Genomic DNA, 25,203 nt, shown 5'->3' on the forward strand with positions numbered 1-25,203 from the left:
CATTGAGGAGGAACGAATGTGGCATACTCGCCTATTGAAATTATCGGGCTGGGCTCCGGCGACCCCGACCAGCTGACACTTGGCGTATGGCGGAAGCTGCAGTCCGCGAAGCGGCTCTTTGTGCGGACGGAGCGCCATCCCGTGATGACGTTGCTTCAACAGGAAGGCATTGCATATACGACGTTCGATGCCCTGTACGAACAGCACGAATCGTTTCCCGACGTCTACGAAGCGATCGCTTCGGCTCTGATAGAGGAGGCGCGCAATGACAATCCCGCCACCGTCCTCTATGCCGTGCCTGGTCACCCCATGGTTGCCGAACGAACGGTCCAGCTGCTTAAGGAGCGCTGCGCCGAAGCCGGCATCGAGCTTCGGATTTCCGGCGGCGAGAGCTTCCTGGATGCCGCGTTCATCAGCCTTGGCATCGACCCTATCGAGGGCTTTGCCCTGCTCGATGCGGCGGAGCTTCAGCCTTCTTTGCTTCAGCCGCAGCTTCATACGCTTATCGGGCAGGTCTATGACGAATTTACGGCATCTGACGTCAAGCTGGCGCTTATGGAGCGTTATCCCGACGATCATGAAGTCATCATCGGCCATGCGCTTGGCGTGCAAGGCGAAGAGCGAATGATTCGCGTCCCTCTCTACGAGCTGGATCGCGATCAGGAATACGGCAATTTATCGCTTGTTTATGTACCGCGCTCCGACGACCCATCGCTTCGAAACCGTACGTTCGAGCGGCTGCACGAGATTGTTGCCATTCTTCGCAGCCCCGAAGGCTGTCCGTGGGATCGCGAGCAGACGCATCAGTCCATCCGCAAGAACTTCATCGAGGAGCTGTACGAAGCGCTGGAGGCGATCGACAATGACGATCCCGACGGCATGCAGGAGGAATTCGGCGATATTATCCTGCAAGTGATGCTTCACAGCCAGATGGAGGAAGAGACAGGGATGTTCTCCGTCTATGACGTTATTCAGACGCTGAACGAGAAGCTGATCTTCCGCCATCCGCATGTCTTCGGCGATCAAAGTGCAGGAGATGCAGGCGAAGCGCTCGTCAATTGGGAGGCTATGAAGGCCGAGGAGAAGAAGCGCAAGGGCACGGAGCGCAAGTCGCAGCTGGACGGCATTCCGCCGGATTTGCCGGCTCTGATGAAGGCTTACAAGATTCAGAAGAAGGCTGCGAAGGTCGGCTTCGACTGGGACGAGCTGGAGCCGATGCTAGCGAAGATTGAAGAGGAGCTTAAGGAGCTTCGCGAGGCGATCGCGACGGGCGATCGGGAGGAGCAGGCTGCCGAGCTTGGAGATCTGTTGTTCGCCGTCGTGAACGCTTCCAGGTTCATCGAGGCAGACCCGGAAGAAGCGCTCTCTCGCACGAATCGAAAGTTTCGTAGTAGATTTCAATATATTGAAGAGCAGCTTCGTATAAACGGCAAAACTTTTGACCAGACTGATTTACTAGAGATGGATCGTTGGTGGGAGGAAGCAAAGCGGCAAAAATAACCCGCGTCTGGCAGACTTTCGCCACAATTCGCCCCTTTTCTGCACTATTCCCAAAAAAATTTGCTGTAAGCAGCAGGATTTCTGCTACTTGAGAAGAATATGTATTCTTCGTGAGAGCAGATTTTGCCAAAGGGCATCGCCGCCTATGTGCGGCATCGCCACAAAAATATGGATAACCTTTAGGAGGAAACTATGATGAACAAAACAGACCTGATCAACAACATTGCTGAGAAAAGCGGCCTGACTAAACGTGATGTAGAAGCGGTATTGAACGGCTTCCTGGGCGAAGTAACTGACGCTCTGGCTGGCGGCGACAAAGTGCAACTGATCGGCTTCGGTACTTTCGAAACTCGCAAACGTTCCGGCCGCGTTGGCCGCAACCCGCAAACGGGCAAAGAAATTACAATCCCGGAATCCAAAGTTCCTGCATTTAAAGCAGGCAACAAGCTGAAAGAAGCGATCAAGTAATTCATGCGTCTCGATAAATTTCTCAAGGTGTCCAGATTAATCAAGCGCCGCACCGTCGCGAAGGATGTATCCGAGCAAGGGCGCGTTTGGATTAACGGCCGCGAGGCGAAGGCTAGCAGCGCCGTAAAGGTTGGCGACGAACTTCAGATCCAGTATGGACAAAAGATCGTCACGGTGCGCGTCGAGCGCCTCATGGAGACAACTCGCAAGGAAGAAGCCGGCGAGATGTACACCCTGGTGAAAGAAGAGCAGCGTCCCCGCGAGAGCGAGCTCGAGTGGGAGAAGCCTTAAGTACGAAGCAGTCCCGCCTCTCCGAGAGGCGGTCGCTTCATGCTCAGGCAACAAGAACCGCCTACGACCGGATGACCGGAGCTGGGCGGTTCTTGCTGTATAACCTCCCTTTATTCTCGATCATGGAAGTCCGCGGGGCCAACGTCATGCGGAGATCACGACTCTCTCAGACCTTTTGTTCTAAACCTTGTCCGTCTCTCATAAAGTAATAGGGAATATGATTGCGAAGCGGGGGAGAGCGGTATGGTGGAGCAGGGGAAGGGACACAAGACGCAGGATGTAAAGCTGATCGGCCGGAAGGTGCTGGAGCTGACGGGCGTAAAGAACGTGGAGAGTTTCGACAGCGAAGAATTTCTGCTTGATACGGAGCTGGGATTTCTAACGGTGGCTGGTCAGAACTTGCATATGAAGCATCTCAGCCTGGAGCAAGGCCTGGTCGCCATTGAAGGGCATGTAAATTCGCTCGCCTATCTTGACGGTGCAACAGCCGCGAAGTCCAAAGGGTTGTTCGGGAAGCTGTTCAAGTGACCCTTAGCGTACAATGGATGACGATGGCGGTCATGCTGCTGTCGGGACTCGGCATGGGTGCGGTGTTCGATGGCTACCGCGTTGTGTCGAACGAGCTGAAATTCCCCAAGTGGTGGCTGCCGGCGCTCGACGTCCTGTATTGGATCGCATCCGCGGTCGTCGTGTTCCGAATGCTGTACGCCAGCAACAACGGCGAGGTGCGGGCGTACGTATTTCTTGGACTGGCTGTCGGCGTCATCCTCCATTATTGGCTGTTCAGCAGGGCGGTTATCGTCTCGGTGAAGTGGCTTATTGCGGCCATTCGAGCTTGTATTCGCTTTATTCTGAAAATTTTTGAGATTTTTATCGTAAAACCGATTCAAATGCTCTACAAGGTGGTTATAGTTTTAATAGGATTTGGGTCTGCGCTCACTATTTTCACTCTAAAGATTGTGATACAATTGGTTCGTCCAATCGGGCTGCTGCTTGTTTGGATGACGAAACCGATCTGGCGTCCGCTGGGAAGATGGCTGAAGCCCTACTGGGACAAGCTAAAGCCCGGAGAGCGGATCGGGAAGCTGGCGGTACTCCTTCGGAGCCGCTGGACATCATGGTTCAAGAAGGGAGATCGCTAATGGCAACTGCAACTGCAACGGCGAAGAAGCCGGCCGGAACAGCCGCGGCTAAACGCAGATACAAGCTTTGGATGACGTTTATCCTTTTGTTTATGGGCTGGGCAGGTTATACTTTGTTCGGACAGCTGCAGCAGCAGAAGGCGACTCATGACAAGCTGACGTCGATCCAGACTCAGATCGAGGCGGCGAAGGCGAACAACGATGAACTGAAGCGTCAGGTGGAGCGCCTGAACGATCCTGAATATATATCTCAGCTTGCCACCAAGGAGCAAGGAATGGTGAAGCAGGGCGAGAAGCAAATTTTCCGTGATTAATCCGCCACATATTAGGCACCGTATGGGGTGAACGTCTGTTGACCTTACTTCTTCCATTCGGGTATAATCACGATAGAAGCCAATTCCTATCGGAAGCGATAGGACAGGGACTCACTAAACTTTTGAGAGAGGAACATTTTATTTTATGGCAATTGAAGTGGGCGCCAAGTTAGAAGGGAAAGTGACGGGCATCACGCATTTCGGGGCATTTGTCGACTTATCGGGAGGTGTCACGGGCCTTGTTCACATCTCGGAGATTGCCGATAACTACGTCAAGGACGTGAAGGATCATCTTAAGATCGACGATGTCGTCAAGGTCAAAGTGATCAACGTGGACAAAGACGGAAAGATCGGACTATCCATTAAGCAAGCCATTGATCGGCCGGAAGGTCAACCTGCTCCGCAGCGCGAGCGTTCGGGCGGCGGCCCTGGAGGAGACCGTTTTGGCGGCGGCGGTGGCGGTGGAGGTCGTGGCCCAGGCGGCGGCGGACGTCCCTTCAACAAACAATCTTCTGGCAGACCGTCCTACGGTAAACCGTCATTCGAAGATAAAATGTCCCGATTCTTAAAGGATAGCGAAGAACGTATCTCTTCCCTTAAGAAGAATACGGAAGGCAAACGCGGCGGACGCGGAGCCAAGCGCATCTAATTCCTATACACTCACATGCCTGTCGGCATGCGCCAATAAAGCTGTGGGCAACTTTTGTAATGCAGACTACTGATAAATCATAGAACCTTGATGGCCACACTCGTTGGTCTATCAAGGTTTTTTTCTGTAAATAAGGGATTTCGGCCGGAGAAGAGATGATATCGGTTCAAGTAACGGATCGCGCCGGGGAGGAAATGTCCGTCTCCGGTTCCCCCAGCCTATCCCTGTCCCAGAAAGCGCCGTTCGCCTCCCTTTTCCGACTTGATAATCGATTTGCCTGGCCTGACTACCGTCGAATGCTTTCGTTCCGGGTGGCTAACACCGCTAATTTGCCATTATAGGGTCTGCGTATGTCGAAGCAGGCGCCTGTTGACCGGCATTTCTGAAATATTCCTCGCCGAGCTCAATAGTTTTCCCCCATACTCTTCCATTACCGACAGGTTCCTGCCATCGTCGCCATTGAATTGAAAGCGTTCTCTATAAAATTTGTTGAGGGAGATTTGTCGGATGACGAGTCGGCCATCAGCGCAAAGCCGCGCTGGGCCTGCATTTGTATGCCACATGACAAGGCGCGCGGCGCTCTGCGGCTTTGTCGGAAAAAACTTTGGCGCGACTTACGATAACTGACAAACTTTATAAGGATGAGCCCCTATAATGGGGAACACATTACATTCGGATAAGGTGGTGTCTTTCATGAAGAAGGAGAATGCGCTTGGCAGATCCGGGATGAGGCAGGGGAGCTTCATCCGCAACCTGAAGGAAAAGGCTGTAGAGTGGAAGGCTGCAAAAGGATTTATGAATATGCTGATGGCCAAAAAATGGACGTTCCTGCTTGTTGCCGTTGCTTTTTTGCTGGGACGAGCCGTCATTCTGGAGTCGCTGATGCCGTTTGCCGTCGCTTATTTCGCAGTCATCTACTTTATGCGAAGAGACATCTACCCGTGGATTGCGGCGTCGCTCGTAGCCGGCAGCTGGCTGGCCGCCGAACCTGCGCCGTTATGGATCGCGATGGAGATCGCCGTCATGTTCTTATTGTTAAAGGCGCTTGAGACATACGAAAAAGCGGAGCTGTCCACCGCTCCGATTCTGGTCTTTATATCAACGCTGCTTGTCCAGCTGTTTAGCGTGTTTATCGGCGACAGCTTAAGCTGGTACAGCTTTATGCTCGTCGTTGTCGAAGCATCGCTGGCCTTCGTGCTGACGTTAGTCTTTATCCATGCGATACCCGTATTGACGATGACGAAGAAGTCGGCAACGCTCAAGCATGAGGAGATCATCTGCGTCATGATTCTGTTAGCCTCGGTCATGACGGGGGCCGTCGGCTGGATCCTCTATGGCATGTCGGCAGAGCATGTCATGTCCCGTTACGTGCTGCTTCTGTTCGCGATGGCAGGCGGCGCGCCGCTTGGAGCATCCGTTGGCGTCGTGGCAGGCCTTATCCTGAGCCTGGCGGACTTCAGCGCCATTGTGCAGATGAGCATGCTCGCATTCGCCGGTCTGCTCGCCGGTCTGCTGCGGGATGGCGGGAAGATGGCTGCCGCGTTCGGCCTGCTGCTCGGCACGTCGATCTTGACGATCTACATTGGCACCCAGTCCGATGTCATGAACTCCACATGGGAGTCGGTCGCCGCAGCCACCTTATTGCTTCTTACCCCGCGCGGCGTCATTCGAACCATTGCCCGTTATGTGCCGGGCACCAATGAACATGCGAAGTCGCAGCATGAATATGCAAAGCGCGTACGGGAGGTGACGGCTGAGCGCGTCATAAAGTTTTCCGATGTATTCCGCCAGCTGTCGCGTACCTTCGGGCAATTGAATCAGAAGGCGACCGAGGTTAAGCGCGACGATGAGATCGCCAGCTTTATGAACGCCGTCGCGGAACGAAGCTGCTTCTCCTGTCATCGGCGCAATGCTTGCTGGGAGGACAAGTACTTCCACACGTACAATATGATGACGGATATGATGGCTGCCGTAGAGGAGAAGCGCGTGCCCGCGGCCAAGGATCATCCTCGTTCATGGACGTCCCATTGCGGGAAGACGTCCCAGGTGCTCGGCGTTATGCAACATCAATATGAGCTATACCAGAACAATATGCATTGGAAAAAACAAATTCTCGAGTCCCGTCAGCTTGTAGCGGACCAACTGTACGGCGTGTCCCAGGTTATGGAGGACCTGTCTAAAGAGATCCGGCGAGAAGGTCAGACGCTTCATCTGCAGGAGGAGCAGATCCGGGAAGCAGTGGAGGGACTCGGTTTATCGATACAAGGCGTAGATATCGTCAATCTGGAGGAGGGAAATGTAGAGATCGAAGTTTACCACTCATTCGAGAGGGGCTTCGACGAATGCCGAAAAATCATCGCGCCGCTGCTTAGCGATATTTTGGGGGAGCATATCGCGGTCAAGTCGGAGCGCGAGCCGGCGAAACAAGGAGAGCCGTCGCTGGCGATTTTCGCCTCGGCGAAGCAATTCGAGGTGGAGACGGGCGTAGCGGGCGCCGCCAAGGGCGGGGATCTGCTGTCGGGAGACAGCTTTACCTTGATGGAGCTTGGCGGAGGCAAGTTCGCGGTCGCGATCAGCGACGGCATGGGCAACGGGGAGCGCGCGCGCCAGGAAAGCAGCGCGGCGTTATCCATCCTGCAGCAGCTGCTGCAGTCGGGCATGGACGAGAAGCTGGCGGTGAAATCGGTTAACTCCGTATTGCTGCTTCGTTCCGCCGAAGAAATGTACGCGACGGTAGACCTGGCTATCGTCGATCTCTATACAGCTCACACGACATTTATGAAGATCGGCTCGACGCCCAGCTTCATCAAACGCGGGAAGGAGGTTATTCCGATCACGGCCAACAACCTGCCAATCGGAATCATACAGGATATCGACGTCGACTTTGTGTCGATGCAGCTTCAGCCCGGCGATACGCTCATTATGATGAGCGACGGCATCTACGATGCTCCGGGATATGCGGTGAACAAGGAGATGTGGATGAAACGGATTATAGGGGAGATGAGCACGGAGAACCCGCAGGAGATGGCGGACGCGTTGCTCGAGACGGTGGTTCGTTATCACGAGGGCGACATCGTGGACGATATGACGGTACTGGTCGCGCGTATCGACAAACATTTGCCGGAGTGGGCAACCTTCCGTTGGCCGGGCGTAAGCCGCATGGAACGGCCAAGGACGGTGAGCTAAGGGGAAAGTGGATAGAAGGGAGGGCGGCTTGGTGTGATGAAGAGGAAGATGAGGATGGGATTGGAGATAAATGAGGGTGAGGAAGGGGACTGGAGGTAGATGGGGGTGAGATGGGGATTGGAGGTAGATGGGGGTGAGAATGGGGATTGGAGGTAGATGAGGTGAGGATGGGATGAAGAGGCTGAAGTGACTGAAGTGGTCGATGTGGCTGAAGTGACTGATGCGGCTAATGGGAAAAACACCCTCTAATTTCCCCTCTATAGCGGATTTTGCGACTTTAATGGGAAATGTGCCCTCTAATTACGAATAAATTGGCGGTAGCCCGCCATTTCACTCGAAATAAAGGGAACATTTCCCTCTACTACACCGATAAAATAAAAGGGCAGCAAAGTAGAGGGAGGTTTTCCCTTTAAATAGAAGAAAGTCGCCTTCAGACATGAATTCGACAGGCGGTCTTGCGTTTAACGGAGCAGATTCATCTATCTGTACTGTGCTGCTCCGCTCTGTATTGTGCTATGTCGGGCTTCTCACCTCTCAAGGTGATTGGATTTCCCGAACATTGCACAATATAAGGTAAGCTTGGGCATCAAAAAACCGCCTCGCAAAGAGGCGGTTCATTCACGATTCTCTAGGATACGGTGCGTTGAGCCGTCTTGGATGCCGATGCATCGTTTAAGCCCAGCGCTTGCGCGGTTGTTGCATGTATCTCCTGGATCAGATCCGGATGGTCCAGCAGCGTCTTGCCATAGGAAGGAATCATTTCCTTAAGTTTCGGCTCCCACGACTTGACATGCTGAGGGAAACACTTGGCGATTACTTCGAGCATAACGGATACGGCGGTCGAAGCGCCTGGCGAAGCACCAAGCAGAGCGGCGATGGAGCCGTCAGCGGCGCTGATGACCTCCGTGCCGAATTGCAGCGTGCCCTTGCCGGCAGCCGTGTCCTTGATAATTTGTACACGTTGCCCTGCTACGACAAGCTCCCAGTCCTCGCTCTTCGCATTTGGAACGAACTGACGAAGTTCTTCCATCCGTTGTTCCTTGGACAACATAAGCTGCTTAATCAGATAGTTGGTCAGCGGCATGTTCTTAACGCCCGCGGCCATCATCGTCACGAGATTATGCGGCTTGATGGACGTAAACAAGTCCAGGTTGGAGCCGTACTTCAAGAACTTCGGCGTAAAGCCGGCAAACGGTCCGAAGAACAGCGACTCCTTGCCCTCGATGACGCGCGTATCCAGATGCGGCACGGACATTGGCGGAGCGCCGACCGACGCTTTGCCGTATACCTTTGCGCGGTGCTGCGACACGAGCTCCGGCTTGCGGCACACCATGAACAGACCGCTGACCGGAAAGCCGCCGATGCTCTTGCCTTCGGGAATGCCCGACTTCTGCAAGAGGTGCAGGCTGCCGCCGCCGCTGCCGATGAATACGAACTTGGCTTGATGACGCTCCACCGCATTGGTGGCTTCGTTGCGCACCTTGAGCTGCCAGGAGCCGTCGGCTGCGCGTTTTATATCGTCTACTCGATGATTATAGTTAATGTTGACATTCTGCGTAGCCAGCTGCTTGAACAAAATGCGGGTCAGGGCGCCAAAGTTGACGTCCGTGCCGGACTCGATCCGCGTAGCGGCAATCGGACCGCTCTCCGACCGATATTTCATCATGAGCGGGATCCACTTCGCCAGTTGTTCGGGATCTTCGGAGTATTCCATACCCTCGAACAGCGGATTCGCGGACATCGCCTGGAATCTCTTCTTCAGGAAGTTAACGTCCTTCTCCCCTTGCACGAAGCTCATGTGGGGAACGGGACTGATAAAGTCCTTCGGATTGCGAATGAGCTTGCGATCTACCAGATAGGACCAGAATTGTCTGGATACCTGAAACTCTTCGTTTACCTTGACAGCCTTGCTAATATCCATGGAGCCGTCAGCTTTCTCGGTTGTATAGTTCAACTCGCACAAGGAAGCGTGACCCGTCCCCGCGTTGTTCCACTCATTGGAGCTTTCCTCTCCCGCAGCGCTGCGGCGCTCGAATACTGTAATGTTCCAGTCCGGAGCGAGTTCCTTTAGCAGCGAGCCCAGAGTCGCGCTCATTATGCCGGCGCCAATCAGGATGACGTCTGTTTTCTTAGGTTGGTTGCTCATATATACCGTCCTTAATCCTTCATTTTTGCAGAAAGGATGTAGGCTTGTCTTCGTAGGCGCCTCGGGCGATGCGACGGGGCGCAGGCTAGTCGTACATCTTTTCCGGATCATTCATGACCTTATCTCTTAGTGTAACACTATTAGAAGTAGATTAAAATCATTGCGTCTACTTTTTTGTGAACTTGACTTGACAGATTGGTTAGGCTTCCACTTCTAGGATAGAATCGATCTTTTTTATAAGTGTGAGTGCCATCATTGTGGAATGCGGTGATTCGTTGAAGTTATTGTCGAAGATGATAAAATAGAACTAATGATTTTATAAGAGGTTGTTCAAAAAGAGGGCGAGGAGCAATATGGATATGAATACAGCGATAATTCCCGTCTCGAAACTGGAGGATGATTGCTACGATTGGTGGGCGCGCCATTCGCAAGTACTGGAAGAGCAAGGAGCCATCGATCCTGAGATTGTGCTGATCGGCGACTCGATCACGCATTTCTGGGGCGGTCAGCCGGAATCGGAGACGGTGCACGGCGAGCAGAAAGCATGGCAATCCGTATTCGCCGGAAAACGAGTCCTGAATCTCGGATTCGGATGGGATCGAACCCAGAACGTGTTGTGGCGGCTGGAGCATGGCCAGTTGGTCGGGTTGTCACCGTCGTGGGTCGTGATTAACATCGGGACGAACAATACCAGCGAAACAGCGAATGCCCGGGCAAACACGGCCGCGGAAATCCGCGACGCCGTACGTGCCATCTGCGATCGGGTTCAGGCGGAAGCGCCTGCAGCGCGCATTGTGCTGATGGGCGTATTCCCGCGCGAGGAACATCCGGAGCATCCGACAAGAAAGTTAATTTCGGATATTAATGTCCTCTACAAGCAATTTGCAGAAGAACGCAATTATGTATTCCTGGATATAGGCTCGCTTATGTTGGATAAGGACGGGATTCTGTCGCGAGAAATCGCGTTCGATACCTGCCATCTGACGGAAAAAGGGTATAACATTTGGGCCGACGCGCTTCGTCGTGTACTAAGCTAGGTTCCAAGAACCTCATCCCCGCTTAATGGTGATGAGGTTTTTTTGTTGAACTTATTTATCATTGCAGCAAACTTTCCTCCAACATGCCGGGTAATACTTATAAGAACAGCACGAAAGAGGTGAATGAGGGTGAAGCAGGAGATCATTAGCCGGGTCATCCAAGGCGACCGGGATGCGTTCCGATCGTTATACGACGAATACTTCGACTATGCGATGCGGACGGCGATGCTCGTGACGAAACATGGCGAACGTGCCAAGGACGCGGTGCAGGAAACATTCCTTCGGGTGTATCGCAATATCTGGCAATACGATTCTTCGAAGCCGTTCAAGCCGTGGCTGTACTGTATTCTGCTAAGAGAGTGTTACCGGGTGATGGAACGGGAGAAGAAGGTGGTGCCGCTGGCCGGCGAGCTGGAGCTGGAGCGGATCGGAGTAGAGCCGGAATTGCCGGATACGAGCCTCGACGTATACGATGCCTTGCAATCGCTGCCCGATATGTATCGAATCCCGCTTATCTTAAAATATTTGCACGATTATTCGGAGAAAGAGATAGCCGACACCTTGGAGCTTAACGTCAACACGTTAAAGTCGCGCCTGCTCAAGGGCCGCGAGAAGATGAGAGACAGACTGGGAGGGGAGCCGCATGGATCAAAAGCATAAAGAGCAATTGCTCAAGAAGTCGGAGTATCCGGACACATGGAAGGACGATATTTGGGGCCAGCTTGAAGCCCGCCTCGATACCGAGGGGGGAACGCGGAAGAGCTCTTCCGCAGGAGATAACGGGGAACAGGCTGACGGCGGCACGGTACATCGTGATTCTATCACCGGACGGAGTCCGAGCCTGGGACGCGCAAATAACAGGAGCAACAAGACCAAACATAAGGGGATGAGAGTCATGAAAATCGGAGTGGGAGTTGCGGCTGCGGTCGTTGCGTTGACAGTATTCCTGTCGCTGCCTGCGGGTACGGCCATGATGGAGAGCGTAAAAAACTGGTTCGAGCCGGAGAAAAAAATCGAAATCGACGTCGAAGGCCAGAAGGAAGAGACGAACGGCCAGGTTCACGTCGACAAGACAAGCGACTACGCCATCTACTACGACAAGGATCGGTATAAGCTGGTGGAAGGCGAGGACAAGGATGTCATTACGACGATCGATCCGTTGCCTGAGAAATATCCGGAGGTATCGCTTACGATCGAGCAAAAGGCCGAAGTGCTGCCGGAGCAGCTGGCGAAGGAGCTTGCGGAGCAATTGCAGGGCGAATACGATCGGGTCGATGCCATCGAACGCGTGACGGCGCCGGTGGACGGTTACCTCGTTCATGCGATCGACGGTTCCGACTGGGACAGCATGGTGACGAACGTCTATATCGTAAGCAACGGGAAACAAGGCAGCTTTATCCTATCCTCGAAGTACTTCCTTGAGGCGGCCGAAGGACATGGCGCGCGCTTTACCCAGACGCTGGAGCAGTTCCAGGTGCTGGACGGAGAATAACAGGGCATCGACAGAGGGGTATAAGATTTGGGCCTTATGAAGGGCGCGACAAGTCATTATAGTTAATGGCAAAGATAGTGACTTTAGCGAGGAGGATAAGCAATAATGGCTGTCAATCCAACTGCATGCGAAGCGGTCCGTGCCACGCACAGGTTTAACCATGGTTTGTCGGAAGACACATTTCGGACGGCGCTGGATTTCGTCATGAACCGAATTGACCATCATCTGGTAGCGTTCACGGATCGTTTCCCTTCTGCCCACAGCGTCAATCAGGTTTACCAGCCTGTCGACAACGCAAGCCTGGACTATTACTCCGACTGGACTTCGTCGTTCTGGACGGGGATGGTGTGGCTCGCCTATGAGCTGACAGAGGAACCGAAATACCGGGAAGTCGCAGAAAGACATGTAGCCAGCTTTAAGATTCGTCTGGAAGAGCGGGATATACTGAATCATCATGATATCGGTTTCTTGTACTCCCTGTCCTGCGTAGCCGGTTATCGGTTGACCGGAAGCGAGGAGGCCAAACGCATTGCGCTGGATGCAGCCAAGCTGCTTTCCATGCGATTTCAGGAAAAGTCGGGCATCATTCAGGTAAGAGGTTATCTGGAGGATCGCGGGCACAAGGAGCGGGGCGTATTTATCATTGATTGTTCGATGAATGTCCCTCTTCTTTATTGGGCGTCCACAATGACGGGCGATCGCACCTATTATGATAAAGCATATCGTCATATGAGCCAAGTCATGGATCATATGGTGCGCGACGACGGATCCTCTTACCAGGTTTATCATATCGATGCCGATACCGGCGAGCCGACGCGAGGCTGGACGAGCCAAGGGCATGCCGACGAGGACTGCTGGTCGAGAGGGCAAGCCTGGGTCATGTACGGATTGCCGCTCAGTTACCGCTATACGGGAGACAAGAAGTTTATCGACGCTGCCAAACATGCCTGCAATTACTTTCTAAATCATTTGCCCGAGGATCTGGTATGCAATTGGGATCTGGTCTTTACCGATCAGGATGGACAGCGCGATACGTCGGCAGCTGCCATAGCTGCGTGCGGATTGCTGGAATTGGCTCGGCACTTGCCTGTGTTGGATGAGGATCGGACTTTATACGAAAACGCGGCTTTATCGATCCTCGGTTCGCTTGCGGCGAATTACACGACGGTGGACGATCCGGGCTCCAACGGCGTGTTGGGCCATGGCGTATACTCCCTCCCGAAAAATCTAGGCGTCGACGAGTGCAATATTTGGGGCGACTATTTTTATATGGAAGCGTTGGTTCGAGTACTGCGCGATTGGAAGCCATATTGGTAAGACGCATACGATCTCCGCTCTCTTTTTAAAAGGGAGCGGAGATTTTTTCGCAGCGATTATGCAGGGGATAACTCTGAGTCTATAAGCTTTTAATAACCTCGAATATGTTTAATTCATTCATTAATTTGACAACTTCCTTTGTTCTTTGTACGTTGAATTTCCTTAGTATTCCATTAATTTGTTTTTTTATCGTTTCGACTTCTACGGATCTCATGTCAGCAATCTGTTGGCGGTTGTTCGATTGGCAGAGAAGCTTGAGAATTTCCAGCTCGCTGGGCGTCAAGGTCGAGATGGTATTTAGCGCGGACATTAGCCGGGCTTCGGACTTCTTGATGCGAACCAGTTCATTCCGCAATTTTTTGGCAATGATGGGTCGGATCGGCGAGTCGTCATGGTACGCGGAACGGATGGCCTCAATAATCTCCTCGGGCGTTGCCGACTTGATTACATAGTCTACAATGCCTGTTTGAAACGCCGCAAATACAATATTATCGTCTTCGTGTACCGTAAGCACAATGATTTTCGTATCGGGCAACGTCTCATGAATCACTTTCGCCGCTTCGATGCCAGCCAGAGGAGTCTCCATTTCGATATCCATCAGAATAATGTCGGGCTTGTAGCTCCGTGCGAATTCAACCGTGCTTTCGCCGGTGCTGAAGGAACCTCCAATGTCAAAGTCATCCTGGGTCTGAAGAATTCTCATCAGCCGTCTGCGATGAGCCTCCATATCGTCCGCGATCAACATTTTTATATGGTCCATTGTCCAAAACCTCCATAAATATTATGTCTAGACCAAGGGGAGAAAAAAGGTAAATGTCGTTCCCTTCTTGTCATTGCTCTCCACTTCGATCTTGCCGTTATGGGCGGTCACGATTTTGTGGCAATAGGACAAGCCGACTCCCCAGTTGCTGGAGGAGGCTTTCGTCGAGAAGAAGGGAGAGAACACGTCGTTGATATGCTCGGTCGGGATGCCGGGGCCGTTGTCCTGAATGGAGATAGCCCCCCATTGGTCCCGATCCTCTATCGTAATTACGATTTCTCCGTCCGACTGGCCCTTCAAGGATTCCAGCGCATTGGTAATAATATTGCAGCACACCTCGCTCATATGGGCAATATCCATGTAAGCCTTGCTTCCCAGCGACTCGCGTATCACCTGGATCGAAACCCGGCTGTCGGAACTGGCTAACGTGGCCAGCGCTTTCTCCACGGGAACGTGCAGCTTTGCAAGCTCCATAGTTAACGAGATGCTGTTAAGTTTGCTTGATGCGCTATTGAGCGTTTCATAGGACATGAGACAGGAGTTCATGATCAAATCCAGGCTGTACAAGGCCTCGCGGTCATCGGCCAGCTTCTCCTTTAAATATTCGGCTTCGGATTTGATGGCGAGCAGATGATTTTTGATGGAATGGGTAAACGCTTTTACGCCGAGCGAAGCGGTTTTGATCCGCTTGTTAATATCCGCATTGACATTCCGATAATGAACCTCCATCGAGTGGTAGCGCGAAAACGTGAAGATCATCGTCCCCAGAGCGACAATGGATACGATCGGAAAAATATTGATATCGTAAATAATATTGCTGGTTTGAGGCTTCAAATAGTTGTGAAATTCGCGAATGAATGTCGCCTTCACCAGCACCTTCGGGGCCCAATAAAACATGATCGTATGGATCACCGCCACCGGAATGAGACAAAGCAGATGGTAGAGCATATACCTTCTTAAAAATTTGACATGCACGTTCCTGAAAAAATGGATAAAGAGCAGCACGAACGCAACGATAACGACGCCGTGCTTCAGGACCATGGAGGCGGCGTTAATAATGTCGCGAATCTCGTTAAAAGCAAGAGTCTGGGGATATCCGGCGTCGTAGTAACGGTTTTGCAGCGACAGGTTGATGGCCGGATCAAAGTAAAGCAACTGAAACAACGCCAGGATGCCGATCGGGATATAAATCGCCAGATTTTTTAATTTCCTTCTGCTCATCGTATAGGAGACCGAGAAGAGCAAAAAGGAATAGCTGAACAGAATGACGCCCGCATTCATCAGCCGAATTTGCACGCTGGGGTTGAAGTTTTCCAACACAAGCCTGTTCCATGATCCCGGGCTGAAATCATAAAATTTGCTCACGACTTCGAAATATACATTAAAACTACTGATATAGAAAATATATGAAAAAAAGGATAATAACCAGCCGATAATAATGCCGTACAAAAAATAAGTCGATAGACTGTTGAGCCTTTTGTAAGTAAAAGCAATGGTTAGAAGCAGCAAAACGATGGATAAATAAATCAAAGGATTCGTCGCCTCCTGAAAAGGGGGTATAAAAGATTCAACTTATTTTCCTCTATGGTATGCGCTTACAATGTGAGTGAGACGAAGTATAACACGCCTGAGAGGGGATTGTAAAATGAAAAAGAGATGGTCAAATGTTCTAATTCTTTCAATTATTGCTGGATTATTGGCAGCCTGTTCGTCTAATGGGGGATCAAACAGCTCAACCGCCGGCTCCACCCAATCGCCGCCATCGAACACTGGCAAAGAACAATCGGCGGGCGAAGGGAAGTCGGAAGTTGTAAACTTCACAATTCCAGTCCTGCCGGATGATCTGGAGGCCTTCCAAACCGTATATAAAGAGTTCGAGAAGGAATACCCGAACATCAAGATCGAATTCATCACATTCCCTGCAGGACAGTTCTATTACGAGAAGCTCAGAATTCAATTGTCGGGCGGCGTCGAATACGATCTGTTCGGCGGCGTATTGGATTCCCTGGTCGATACCGGGATCATCGAACCGCTGGATGAGTTGATTAAAACCAACAACATGGATGTGTCGGGATTCGGAGAGATGTTCGAAGGGATGAAAATCAACGGCAAATCTTACGGGCTTCCTTACCGGAAATCCAACTGGATGTTGTATTACAACAAGGATCTGTTCGATCAGGCCAATGTCCCGTATCCGGACGAAGACATGACCTGGGATGAATTCCGCGCCACGGCCAAGCAATTGACGAGCGGATCGGGTCAAGACAAGATCTACGGCGCTTACCTGCATCAATGGGCTCAAACCTGGTACATGCCGGCGGTCCAAGGCGGAACAACCATCATCGACAAGGATATGGAGCCGTTCCGGGATGCTCTGCAGTTCCGGTTGGATCTGGAGAAAGACGGGTCGATCATGAAGTGGTCGGAGCAAATTACGACCGGAGCGCATTATAACGCCGCCTTCCAGAAGGGAAATGTGGCCATGAATCTGATGGGCGATTGGCATGTTGCGCAATTGAGGCAAGCGGAGGCGGAAGGAAAGATCAGCTTCGATTGGGATATCGCGCCGCTGCCTCATCCGGAAGGGGTGGAAAGCAACACGACGCTGGAGCTCCCGGTTGCGCTCATGATCAATAAAAATTCCAAGCACAAAGAAGAGGCATTCAAGGTTGTCGAATTTATGACCGGCAGCAAAGGCGCGGAAATTTTCGCCAAGCAAGGTTATTTGACGGGCTTTACGAACGATGCGGTAAGAGAGGCGTACTCCGGAGACGGGACGCTTAAGCCGGAGCATATCAACTACTTCAATGATGCCAAGGCGGTTCCGGAATACCCTATGCTGCCGGGCGTGAAGAACATTATCGTAAACGGAATCTTCAAGCAAGAAGGAGAGCTTGTCTTCGTCGGCGAGCAAACGCCGGAAGAAGCGGTAGCCAAAATCGCGGAACGCGTAGCGAAGGAATGGGGCGGCATCTATGCCGACCAGTTCTCGATCGACAAATAAAGCGGCATATTCAGGACGGAAAATGTAAAAACGGATATCAATGGGCAAGCACGGTTATTGGATCAGGCTTGCCCCTTGATCAAGGAGTGGGTTCAACTTGAAAATCAAAAAACAAAGAACGATGACGCAGCGCAACAGGCTGACGGGTTATATGTTTTTGCTTCCGAACATTATCGGGTTTGCGCTTTTCGTATTCGTACCCGTTATAGCTTCCTTCTTGATGAGCTTTACCGAGTGGAACGGCTTTGGACCGTTTAAATTCGTGGGCCTCGACAATTACCTGAAACTGTTCGATGATGACAACTTCAAAATTTCGCTCATGAACAGCTTGATCTTTACGATTCTATCCGTACCGCTCACGCTGTTCCTGGCATTGATCATATCGGTATGGATGAACGCCGGCATCAAATTCGTCAAGCTGTTTCGTACGGCGGTGTTCTTGCCCTACGTCACGGCAACAATCGCCGTAGCGGTCGTGTGGCAGCTCATTCTCAATCCGTCTATGGGGCCGGTCAACCAGATGCTGCAGGCGCTTGGCGTCACGGAGCCTCCGGGATGGTTCTCTTCGTCCGCATGGGCGTTAATATCGGTGGCCATCGTCTATATCTGGCATTCCATCGGGTACTACATGGTGTTGTATTTAGCAGGACTTCAAGGCATTCCTGATCATTTATATGAAGCGGCGGAGCTGGACGGCGCGGGGCCGATTGCGAAGTTTTTCCGCGTAACGCTGCCTATGCTTTCTCCCATTATCTTTTTTACCGTGATTATCGGCGTCATTAATTCGTTCAAGGTATTCGACTTTATCTATGTGCTTACCCAGGGTGGGCCGGGTCGATCAACGCAGGTGCTTGTGTACACGATCTATAATGTGGCGTTCAAGCAATTCAGCTTCGGTTATGCGTCCGCGATGGCGTATGTATTGTTCCTGGTCATTCTTGTGTTCACCTATGTACAGTTCAGAGGCCAGAAGAAGTGGGTGAACTATTAATGAGAGAAATGGAGAGAGACAGAATGCCGCTTCCGCTCGCTGCTAACAAAATAAGTCGTTCATCGATGAAGCGTGCCCGGAAAATCAAGCAATTATCGCTTTATTTGGTTTTGACGCTCACGTCCGCGTTTATGATCTTGCCCTTTATTTGGATGATCTCGGCGTCGCTCAAGGCAGAACATGAAATATTCGGTTTTCCGATCAAGTGGATCCCGGAAAAATTTTATTGGAGCAATTACGTGGATGTGTGGACCAAGATCCCATTTCATCTTTATTACTTAAATACACTCAAAATCGTAGTGATTACCATTGTTATCTTGCTTTTCACTTGTTCCATGGCGGGGTATGCCTTCTCCAAAATCAAATTTCCGGAAAGAGACGGCTTGTTTTTTGTTTATTTGGCCACGCTCATGATTCCTTACCAGGTCATGATGATTCCGCAGTTCGTCTTAATGAAGCAATTCGGCTTGATCGATTCGCATTGGGCGTTGATCGTGCTGGGTGCCGTGAGCCCGTTCGGCGTATTTTTGTTTCGTCAATTTTTCTCCTCCATTCCGGATGAGCTGCTGGAAGCGGCCAGAATTGACGGGCTTAGCGAATTCGGCGTTTACTTGCGCATTATATTGCCGCTTACGAAGCCGGCTATTGCGACGCTCGTTATTTTCTCGTTTATGCATACCTGGAACGACTTTCTCGGGCCGCTCATTTATTTGACCTCCGATCATCTGTATACGCTTCAACTGGGCATGCAGCATTTCATAGGCGAATATACGACGCAGTACGCTTTGTTAATGGCGGCGGCGGTGTCTTCCATTATACCGACCATTATTGTGTTCATGGCGGCGCAGGATTATTTCGTAAAAGGCATCGTAGGGTCAAGCGTGAAAGGATAACGGAAGGAGGCGCGCGAATGACAAGGCAACGGCCGAATATCATCTATATTTTTGCCGATCAGTGGCGCAGGCAAGCCGTCGGATTCATGAATGAAGACCCGGTATACACGCCGCATATTGACCGATTTTCGAAGGAAGGGCTCGTATTCACGCAGGCTGTAAGCTGCACGCCCTTATGCTCGCCGCACAGGGCTTCGCTCATGACAGGCAAATATGCGCTATCCACCGGCGTGTTTACCAATTGCAAAACGGGTCTGAATATGATGCTTTCCCCGGATGAAATCGGGATCGGCGACGTATTGAAGCGGGAAGGGTACCGGAACGGCTATATTGGAAAATGGCATCTGGATGAGCCAGAACGGAACAAGGCGGAGCAGCCCTTGTCCGGAGCGGACGATTGGGACGCTTACACGCCGCCGGGGCCGAAGCGGCACGGCTTCGATTATTGGTATTCTTACGGGGCTTCCGACGAGCATCTGACTCCGCATTATTGGATGGATTCTCCCGAGAAGATTAAGATCAGCGAGTGGTCTGTCGAACATGAGACGGACAAGGCGCTGTCTTTTATAGAAGAGAATTGCGGAGGGGAGTCGCCCTTCTCGTTATTCCTGTCCTGGAATCCGCCTCATAGCCCGTTTCATCTTGTGCCCGAACGCTACAAGAAGTTGTATGAGGGTACCGTGCCGGAGCGGCGGGACAATGTCGTCATCCGGGAACCGTTCCTCGTTCATACGGGCGAGACCATTGCTGGCGGAGAACAAAGATGGGAGGAGTACGCGAGCGATTATTTCGCGGCCGTCTCCGGCATCGACGATCAATTCGGCAGGCTCATGGAACGGCTGGCGCAACTGGACATCGCGGAGAACACGATCGTGGTGCTGACCTCCGATCACGGCGAGCTTCTCGGCTCGCACGGCACGATGGCCAAGCATTCGTGGCATGAAGAGTCGATAGGCGTCCCGTTCATCATCAGATGGCCGGGTCGGATTGCAGCCGGCGCGACAGCCGAAATTTTGAACACGGTGGACATCATGCCTACGTTGCTCGAACTGATGGACATTCCGGTACCCCGTACCGTAGAAGGGCATTCATTGGCCGCGCATATAAAGGAGCATGAAGAGTTTGGCGGCGGGGTTACTGACGAAGCCGCAGGGAAAGAGCGCAGGGCGCTGATCAGCGCATATCCCGGACGGCTCGCCGCGATTACGGCATTCCGGGAAGCCGGGCTCAATCATCTGGCGTATGGCTGGCGGGGCATTAGAACCAAACGATATACCTACGTGGTGGATAAGGGTTATGCCCCGGGCGAAGGCGGAGCGCGCTGGCTGTACGACTTGCAGGTGGATCCCGCGCAGCAGCATCCGCTTGCGCTGAAGCACGCGGCGGAGCATCCCGTTGCCTCGGAGCTGGAGAAAGAACTGAAGGAACGGCTAACCGGGATTGGGGATCCATTCGAGATATGATGCCGATCTGGATCAAACGATAGGAACAACAGAATGATGCGATGCGGAGTGTGACATAGCCATGAAGGCGGAAACCATTTATACGGATATAACGGTAATTGGCGGCGGCCTTGCCGGCGTATGCGCGGCGGTAGCCGCGGCCAGGCTGGGCCGTACGGTGGCGCTGGTGCAGAACCGGCCGGTCTTGGGGGGCAATTCCAGCAGCGAGGTGCGGGTATGGGTATGCGGCGCGACCAGCCATGACGTGAATCGCTACGCGCGGGAGACGGGCATTATGGGCGAGATGTTCGTGGAGAACCAATATCGGAATCCGGAAGGCAATCCGTATCTGTGGGATTTAATTGTGCTCGAGACGGTGCTGGCGGAGAAGAACATTCGGCTATTCCTGAATACGGATGTTCACGAGGTGGAAGTAGCGGAATTGGAAGCGAGTCGCGAGACCGAAGGAGATGATTGCGACAACGGCCGGATCGCATCGGTAACAGGCTGGATGATGGGATCGGAGCGGCGAATCCGCTATATCAGCGAGATGTTTCTGGATTGCACGGGCGATGGGTTGATCGGTTTCCTGGCCGGGGCCAACTATCGGATCGGGCGCGAGGCGCGCCATGAGTTCAATGAAGATTGGGCGCCGGAAGTCGCCGACGATATTACGCTGGGCAGTACGATTCTGTTTTATACCAAGGATGCCGGGAAACCGGTCAAGTATATTCCGCCAAGCTTCGCCAAGGATATTACGCAGACCTCCATCCCGGTGCGGCGCGTCATACGCAGCGGCGATTCCGGCTGCCACTATTGGTGGATCGAATGGGGCGGAGAGCTGGATACGGTGCATGAGAACGAGCGGATCCGCGACGAATTGTGGTCGGTTATTTATGGAATCTGGGATTATATCAAAAATTCCGGGAAGTTCGAGGCCGACAACATGACGCTGGAATGGGTGGGCTCGATTCCGGGCAAACGGGAATACCGCCGATTCGTCGGCGATTATATGCTCAATCAGAATGATGTGATTGGACAGACGCCTTTCGAGGACCGCGTTGCCTTCGGCGGCTGGTCGATCGACCTGCATCCGCCGCAAGGCATGTATGCGCAAGCGAGCGGCTCCAAGCATTATCACGCCGACGGCATCTATCATATTCCGTTCCGCTCGCTTTACTCCAATAATGTGGAGAATCTTATGTTTGCAGGCCGGAATATTAGCGCCTCGCATGTGGCGTTCGGCACGACGCGCGTAATGGCGACATGCGCCGTCATGGGCGAAGCGGCGGGCACAGGCGCGGCGCTTGGCGTAAAGCACGGCGTAACGCCAAGCGAGCTTGGCCGCAGCCATCTGACGGAGCTGCAGGAGACGCTGCTGCGGCAGGATGCGTCGGTTATTGGCCTGCGAAGCCGCGATTCGCTAAACAAGGCGCAGTCGGCAACGGTGACCGCGTCGAGCGTGCAGCGGAGCATAAGCGTGGAGAAGCCGGCAGAAGCGTATCCGCTGATCAACGCCGTAGGCATCCTGTTCCCGGTGACGAACCGCTTGGACCGGCTGTCGCTGCTGCTGGATTCGGCCGAAGCGACGGAGCTGACCGTCACGTTGTACGGAACGGGCCGTAGCGAGAACTATATTCCGGCGGAGAAGCTGGAGTCGAGCACGGTCAAGATGGCGCCGGGCGAGCGGCAGTGGGTCGCATTTCCAATCCAATATGAGACGCAGGAGCCGCTTAATCTGTTTGCCGTAGTCGAAGCGAACGAAGCGGTAACGCTGTACACGAGCGGAGAGCCTTTTTTCGGGATGCTGAGTTTCGAGAAGAAGGTAAACGACTCGTCGGATTTCTCCGAATTTATGGATACGCAACTTACCATGATTTGGACAATGAAGCGGCTGATTCGCAAGCCGTTCTGCGCGATTGTGGAGCCGGCTACGGAGGCTTACGCCGCAGAGTCGGTCGTTAACGGCTATATCAGGCCGTACGGCGGACCGCAGCTGTGGATGTCGGAGCGTCTGCGGGAGGGCGCTCAGGAATGGGTGTCGCTGGCGTGGGAAGAACCGATCGCGCTATCGGAGATTCAACTGATTTTTAACGATGACGTGAACCAGGACCTGATCAATCTGCATCACTTCCGTACGCCGTTCGACGTAATGCCGGAGTTGGTGCGGGACTACCGTGTGGAAGTGTGCGTGGGCGGTGAGTGGACCGTACTGCTCCGCGAAACGGACAACCGGAAGCGCAATCGCGTTCATCAGCTGGAGCAGCCTGTTGCCGCCGAGCAATTGCGCGTCGTCGTGGAAGCGACGGCCGGCTCGAAGCATGCGCAAATTGTGGAGATTCGGGCATACGAATAAGAAGAGCGGAGCCGTGCCTGAGGCACGGCTCTTTCTTACCACATAAGAAAGTATAAGTTTTCGGTCTTCGAAAACGGCTTTCTTATTAGCGATAAAACCTACCTTTAAACGCGGTCGCTCATCGTTGAGAGGCCTCGATAGAGGTTTTCTCATAATTATAGAATTTATAAATTTTCGGGGTGGAGCGCGAATTCAGTCGCTGTCGCTACGGCGTGCGTACGTGCGCGATAGCGACAAACGAGGGACGGAACTCAGAGCCCTTATTTCGGCGAATGGAGGGGTAACGGCAGGGCTAGCGGAACTCAGAGACTTTATTGGTTGATAATAAGGGGGATGGGGCGCGATTGATATGGAATAAGAGCGCTCAGTTCCGTAAGGGTACTCGAAACCGTTGATTTGGCGAAAATAACGTCGCTCAGTTCCGCACACCTGTTTAGTTTGGTCAACAATCCCGTTTTGTTCACTCTTTGTTGCCATAGGGCTTTGCATTGCAAAGCTCAAGGCCGCTCATCTCCAAAAGGCCCACCGTATATCGCACCGGAAAATAGAGGGAAAATCTCCCTCTAATCTGGGAAAATCGGAATATCGGCTCCGCATAGAAGGAAAACTCCCTTTAATCGGGGCGGTTCGACCAGAAAACAGTGATTCGGCCAGAATTAGAGGTAGGATTTCAGACTGTTGAATAACCTCATTTATGCGGCCTGGGTTTGAGTCATAGAGCGGTATTTGGTGTTAATTGGTAGAAACAGTATCTGTACATGCTGTAGACCGCCAACGAACATCTCCTTCCAAGCCAGATGCCGCGCAATTTTCTTCAGATTTTGGGAAATTGCCGTCATCAAAGACTGCTCCCGCATTTTGTTTATTCCGCGGAGCTTGCTTCGACGATAACCATGAAGATTTTTGGCATCTGCAAAGCTTCGTTCAATCGTTTGGGCGCGAAGTTTATACAGAGCTTCACCTTCTGGGCTTATACGGTTAAGCATCACTTGTTCTTTATGCGCTTCCCAAATATGACGCTGAATCTTACGTTGCTTATTTTCGGCCTGCGTGCACTGTGACAGCATTGGACATGAAGCGCAGCTACTAGGGGCAGAAACGTATTCCCGGTAACCTGCACGATTGGTGGTGTAGTAGCTCAATTGTTGGCCAGCGGGACAAATGTAAACATCTTTTTCCGTATCATAGATAAAGTCACTCTTTGCCAATAGGCCCGGTGTTCTGCTTGCCTGTCGATAGTTGATGACGGGGAAAATATTCATCTCTAATGTTTTTTTGCAAATGTAGGGCGTCATATAGCCGGAGTCCAGTAGCACGGCCTCTAATGTGGCATCAAAACCAAAGGTTTGGATTTGGCGTTGCAAGCGCTCGAGATAGACGGTGGCGTCGTTTACATTGCCAGGTGTCACATGAACGTCTGTGATGATATTGAATTTGTGATCCACGGTGCGATGATCGAGATAATGGAATCCTTCTGGCTTATTGCGGCGATTCATATAACCACAATCCGGGTCTGTGGCACTGACTTTATGTTTGGTGACTTCCACCTCCTCTTTCGGAGCTAAAGGCTTTTTTTCGTGAAGATCTCGATCCTCGTTCACGGCTTGGTGAAGTTCTTCCAGATATTCGTGAGGCGTCTTCCCGATGACTTGAACGGTATAGGCATTATTGTTGGCATCGGCTCGAACATGCGTCGAATCGGTAATGAGTACGCGGCCTGCCACCATGTGGTGTTCCATCGCCAAACGCACAACTTTCTCAAAAATCTCCTGAAACAGGTTCGTTCCCGCAAAGCGGTTGTTTCGGTTAAAACTAATCGTCGAATGGTCGGGCACCTTGTCTACGAAACGCAGTCCCAAAAACCAACGGTACGCCGCATTAGGAAAGATCTCTTTTTCTAACTGGCGCTCCGAACGAATGTTGAAGAGGTAACCAATGAGCATCATTTTGAATAATACGATGGGGTCGATAGGTGGTCTACCCGTCGTTGCTGTGTAATAGGGACGCGTTAACTCGGTAATAAAGGAGAAATCGACATGGTCGTGAATGACTCGAAGAAGATGATCTTGAGGCACCAATTGTTCCACACAAACCAGTTCCATTTGATAATCGGTCGAAGCGTCTGACTTATTGGTGTTCCACACGATAACCACGCCTTTCGAGTACAATTTATTACCTTTATTATACCTAAATTAACGCGTTAATTTGGTGAATT

At 52.1% G+C, this 25,203-nt stretch carries 21 protein-coding genes; 17 read left to right on the forward strand and 4 right to left on the reverse strand.

Annotated elements, in window-relative coordinates:
* The first annotated feature begins 18 nt into the window (after positions 1-18).
* The 8 genes from mazG to spoIIE all read left to right on the forward strand — a co-directional run bounded on the left by mazG (position 19) and on the right by spoIIE (position 7,550).
* Complete coding sequence (gene mazG / locus H7F31_RS03880; protein WP_187103103.1) at positions 19-1,500, forward strand: bifunctional methyltransferase/pyrophosphohydrolase YabN; 1,482 nt, start codon at positions 19-21, stop codon at positions 1,498-1,500.
* A gap of 195 nt (positions 1,501-1,695) precedes the next feature.
* Positions 1,696-1,968 (forward strand): HU family DNA-binding protein, encoded by a 273-nt coding sequence (locus H7F31_RS03885; RefSeq protein ID WP_087571204.1) that lies wholly within the window; start codon positions 1,696-1,698, stop codon positions 1,966-1,968.
* A 3-nt stretch (positions 1,969-1,971) separates the two neighbouring features.
* Positions 1,972-2,259, forward strand: a complete 288-nt coding sequence (locus H7F31_RS03890; RefSeq protein WP_087571205.1) for an RNA-binding S4 domain-containing protein — start codon at positions 1,972-1,974, stop codon at positions 2,257-2,259.
* Positions 2,260-2,502: 243 nt separating this feature from the next.
* Entirely contained in the window at positions 2,503-2,787 is a 285-nt protein-coding gene (gene yabP, locus H7F31_RS03895; RefSeq protein ID WP_187103104.1) for a sporulation protein YabP, read from the forward strand.
* Positions 2,784-3,401, forward strand: coding sequence for a spore cortex biosynthesis protein YabQ (gene yabQ, locus H7F31_RS03900; protein WP_261800290.1), 618 nt, complete (start codon positions 2,784-2,786; stop codon positions 3,399-3,401). The genes yabP and yabQ overlap by 4 nt, the downstream gene beginning before the upstream one ends.
* On the forward strand, positions 3,401-3,715 hold the full coding sequence (locus H7F31_RS03905; RefSeq protein WP_179215864.1) for an FtsB family cell division protein: 315 nt from the start codon (positions 3,401-3,403) through the stop codon (positions 3,713-3,715). The genes yabQ and H7F31_RS03905 overlap by 1 nt, the downstream gene beginning before the upstream one ends.
* Before the next feature lie 145 nt (positions 3,716-3,860).
* Positions 3,861-4,364 (forward strand): S1 domain-containing RNA-binding protein, encoded by a 504-nt coding sequence (locus H7F31_RS03910; protein WP_087571208.1) that lies wholly within the window; start codon positions 3,861-3,863, stop codon positions 4,362-4,364.
* Between the two features lie 693 nt (positions 4,365-5,057).
* Positions 5,058-7,550, forward strand: a complete 2,493-nt coding sequence (gene spoIIE / locus H7F31_RS03915; RefSeq protein ID WP_187103105.1) for a stage II sporulation protein E — start codon at positions 5,058-5,060, stop codon at positions 7,548-7,550.
* Between the two features lie 628 nt (positions 7,551-8,178).
* Here spoIIE and H7F31_RS03920 read toward each other — a convergent pair.
* Positions 8,179-9,696, reverse strand: a complete 1,518-nt coding sequence (locus tag H7F31_RS03920) for a malate:quinone oxidoreductase (protein WP_187103106.1) — start codon at positions 9,694-9,696, stop codon at positions 8,179-8,181.
* A 359-nt stretch (positions 9,697-10,055) separates the two neighbouring features.
* Here H7F31_RS03920 and H7F31_RS03925 point away from each other — a divergent pair, with 359 nt between their 5' ends.
* From H7F31_RS03925 to H7F31_RS03940, 4 genes are all read left to right on the forward strand, one after another.
* Complete coding sequence (locus H7F31_RS03925) at positions 10,056-10,733, forward strand: GDSL-type esterase/lipase family protein (RefSeq protein WP_261800291.1); 678 nt, start codon at positions 10,056-10,058, stop codon at positions 10,731-10,733.
* A gap of 129 nt (positions 10,734-10,862) precedes the next feature.
* Positions 10,863-11,393 carry an RNA polymerase sigma factor gene (locus tag H7F31_RS03930; protein WP_261800292.1) on the forward strand — a complete coding sequence of 177 codons (531 nt, stop codon included), beginning with the start codon at positions 10,863-10,865 and terminating at the stop codon, positions 11,391-11,393.
* Entirely contained in the window at positions 11,377-12,225 is an 849-nt protein-coding gene (locus tag H7F31_RS03935) for a hypothetical protein (protein ID WP_187103109.1), read from the forward strand. The genes H7F31_RS03930 and H7F31_RS03935 overlap by 17 nt, the downstream gene beginning before the upstream one ends.
* Before the next feature lie 105 nt (positions 12,226-12,330).
* Positions 12,331-13,542: a glycoside hydrolase family 88 protein gene (locus H7F31_RS03940; RefSeq protein WP_187103110.1), complete on the forward strand. Its 1,212-nt coding sequence runs from the start codon at positions 12,331-12,333 to the stop codon at positions 13,540-13,542.
* Between the two features lie 79 nt (positions 13,543-13,621).
* On the opposite strand, the gene H7F31_RS03945 is transcribed toward H7F31_RS03940, so the two are convergent.
* Complete coding sequence (locus tag H7F31_RS03945; protein ID WP_187103111.1) at positions 13,622-14,302, reverse strand: response regulator transcription factor; 681 nt, start codon at positions 14,300-14,302, stop codon at positions 13,622-13,624.
* Between the two features lie 27 nt (positions 14,303-14,329).
* Positions 14,330-15,832: a sensor histidine kinase gene (locus H7F31_RS03950; RefSeq protein ID WP_187103112.1), complete on the reverse strand. Its 1,503-nt coding sequence runs from the start codon at positions 15,830-15,832 to the stop codon at positions 14,330-14,332.
* A gap of 115 nt (positions 15,833-15,947) precedes the next feature.
* Here H7F31_RS03950 and H7F31_RS03955 point away from each other — a divergent pair, with 115 nt between their 5' ends.
* The 5 genes from H7F31_RS03955 to H7F31_RS03975 all read left to right on the forward strand — a co-directional run bounded on the left by H7F31_RS03955 (position 15,948) and on the right by H7F31_RS03975 (position 22,988).
* On the forward strand, positions 15,948-17,306 hold the full coding sequence (locus H7F31_RS03955; RefSeq protein ID WP_187103113.1) for an ABC transporter substrate-binding protein: 1,359 nt from the start codon (positions 15,948-15,950) through the stop codon (positions 17,304-17,306).
* Between the two features lie 97 nt (positions 17,307-17,403).
* Positions 17,404-18,297 carry a carbohydrate ABC transporter permease gene (locus H7F31_RS03960; RefSeq protein WP_246608414.1) on the forward strand — a complete coding sequence of 298 codons (894 nt, stop codon included), beginning with the start codon at positions 17,404-17,406 and terminating at the stop codon, positions 18,295-18,297.
* Positions 18,297-19,190: a carbohydrate ABC transporter permease gene (locus tag H7F31_RS03965; protein ID WP_261800293.1), complete on the forward strand. Its 894-nt coding sequence runs from the start codon at positions 18,297-18,299 to the stop codon at positions 19,188-19,190. Before H7F31_RS03960 ends, H7F31_RS03965 begins: the two co-directional genes overlap by 1 nt.
* 17 nt (positions 19,191-19,207) lie before the next feature.
* A complete protein-coding gene (locus H7F31_RS03970) occupies positions 19,208-20,653 on the forward strand; it encodes a sulfatase family protein (RefSeq protein WP_187103115.1) in 1,446 nt (481 codons plus the stop codon).
* 61 nt (positions 20,654-20,714) lie between these two features.
* The gene (locus H7F31_RS03975; RefSeq protein WP_187103116.1) at positions 20,715-22,988 is read left to right on the forward strand and encodes an FAD-dependent oxidoreductase; all 2,274 of its coding nucleotides are present in this window, start codon (positions 20,715-20,717) and stop codon (positions 22,986-22,988) included.
* A 692-nt stretch (positions 22,989-23,680) separates the two neighbouring features.
* Here the strand turns inward: H7F31_RS03975 and H7F31_RS03980 are convergent.
* On the reverse strand, positions 23,681-25,090 hold the full coding sequence (locus tag H7F31_RS03980; protein WP_261800465.1) for an IS1182 family transposase: 1,410 nt from the start codon (positions 25,088-25,090) through the stop codon (positions 23,681-23,683).
* Positions 25,091-25,203: the final 113 nt, after the last annotated feature.

The organism is Paenibacillus sp. PAMC21692 (assembly GCF_014303795.1).
Taxonomy (GTDB): domain Bacteria; phylum Bacillota; class Bacilli; order Paenibacillales; family Paenibacillaceae; genus Pristimantibacillus; species Pristimantibacillus agaridevorans.